This window comes from Sutterella massiliensis (assembly GCF_016899755.1).
GTDB classification, from domain to species: domain Bacteria; phylum Pseudomonadota; class Gammaproteobacteria; order Burkholderiales; family Burkholderiaceae_F; genus Sutterella; species Sutterella massiliensis.
Window position 1 is genome coordinate 1 of the sequence record NZ_JACJJC010000098.1, and the last position, 1,199, is coordinate 1,199.

Consider the following 1,199-nt stretch of genomic DNA (forward strand, 5'->3'; position numbering starts at 1 on the left):
TATGCCAAGACCTACATCGCTGGTCAGTACTTCAAGGACGCTTCGTGGGTTGGCGGTTCCGATGATCGTGGCGAATTTGGCGTCAATCTCTGGAAAGAAATTAACGGCAAGACCATCAAGGCCAACGATATCGACGGCTACGGCATCGTTGTGAGCACCTCCGTTCCGGTCTGGGGCGGCGACGCCATGGCTTCCGTCGGCTACATGGACGCTGACAGCGACAAGACCAACAAGGAAGTCACCCGCTGGATGGTCGGCGCCGGCTATCAGTACCCGCTCAGCAAGCGCACGCTCGTTTACAGCGGCGTCGGCTATGTGCAGGATAAGGTCGACAACACCAGCCCGCAGCTCGTTGAAGTTGTGGCCGGCATGAAGCACACCTTCTAATTTTTATAATATTGAGCTCCTAGCCAGAGTTTGAAGGTCCGGAGAAGCCCGTTGCGGTTTCTCCGGTCTTTCTATGTTAGGCCCCGGTGTTTTTGAGTTACTGACATTTGCGTTTTCCCTTGATACCCTTGTGGGTTGCTGCGCAGAACAGAGAACGCAATTGTCAGTAAACCGAAAATTCGCCGGCTTTCTGGGAAAGCGTTTTGTGCGGCATTCTGCCCGAAGCGCATTCAAGGAGGCGAGAGCCCGGATTTTCGAAACCCCCTTTTAAGAAGCACGCTAGATGTATTACGAAAACGGTTTTGCTATTGTCGGTGTGGGCTGTCGGTTTCCTGGCGGTATCGAATCATTGGACGGTTTGTGGGATGTTCTCGCAAAGGGTGCGGATGTAGTCACGAACGTTCCCGATTCACGCTTCAGCATACGGCGCTACTGGCATCCGGAGCGGCAGGCTCCGGGCAGAACCTGCACGACGGCGGCAGGCATCGTCGGCGACATCAAGGCGTTCGATGCGGCGTTTTTCGGCATGAGTCCGAAAGAGGCTGAGGCGCTCGATCCGCAGCAGCGCATGGTGCTCGAAATGGCTTGGGAAGCGTTTGAAGACGCCGGCATCAAGCCTTCGAGCGTCGCAGGCACCAATGCGGCCGTTTATATCGGCGCGGCTTCCACCGACATGGGGATGATTCATTCGGACGACCTTTCCGTTACGGGTCCCTACGGGATGACGGGAACGTCGCTCTCGATCATCGCCAATCGCTTGAGTTATTACTTCGATCTGCACGGACCGAGCATGACGATCGATACGGCATGTT

General features: G+C 55.6%; 2 protein-coding genes. Both read left to right on the forward strand.

The annotated features are described in order from the left end of the window. The coding region (locus H6A60_RS11510) for a porin (RefSeq protein WP_205104744.1) at positions 1-387 on the forward strand (387 nt) is incomplete at its 5' end. Positions 388-670: 283 nt separating this feature from the next. After that, a partial coding sequence (locus tag H6A60_RS11515) for a beta-ketoacyl synthase N-terminal-like domain-containing protein (RefSeq protein WP_205104747.1) occupies positions 671-1,199 on the forward strand: 529 nt, incomplete at its 3' end.